A 469-nucleotide genomic window follows, 5' to 3' on the forward strand; every position below is an offset into this window, starting at 1 on the left:
CCGGTTACAACGGCGTTATATTGCCCATGAATTCCGAACCAGATTTTGAAAAATACTCTGAGAAAGAGTTAAAAGAAGCTTTAGATGGCATAGATAAAATTGCATACCCAGAGAGGGTTAATGCAATAAAATCTTTGCTCATTTCCAAGCAAAATGAATGTGAAAATGGGTCAACCGAAGTTGAAGAAAAGTTAAGTAATGAAAGATCTTCGAATTACTTAGAGCCACCATATATTATTCTAAATGTTGTCTCTATCTTGGCTTTATTTTTCATAACTGCAGCAGGTGATGGCGGTGTGATTAGCGAGAAGCTTGCTTTTATAGGTTACATGCTAGTCATAACAATAAATGTTGCTTTTTGCTTTCTGTTGAAAATTGGTCATCTTATTTTTAGGTGTTTTTTACTTATATTTTTATTTCTTCTTTGGTTCAGTCTGCTTAAAGCAATATAACAAATTAATTAAACAAT

At 32.6% G+C, this 469-nt stretch carries 1 pseudogene; it reads left to right on the plus strand.

From position 1 onward, the window contains the following. Positions 1-452: pseudogene (locus CWB72_RS20245) on the plus strand (hypothetical protein); the annotation flags it as partial. Positions 453-469 lie beyond the last annotated feature (17 nt).

This window comes from Pseudoalteromonas phenolica, from assembly GCF_005886345.1.
Lineage (GTDB): Bacteria > Pseudomonadota > Gammaproteobacteria > Enterobacterales > Alteromonadaceae > Pseudoalteromonas > Pseudoalteromonas phenolica_A.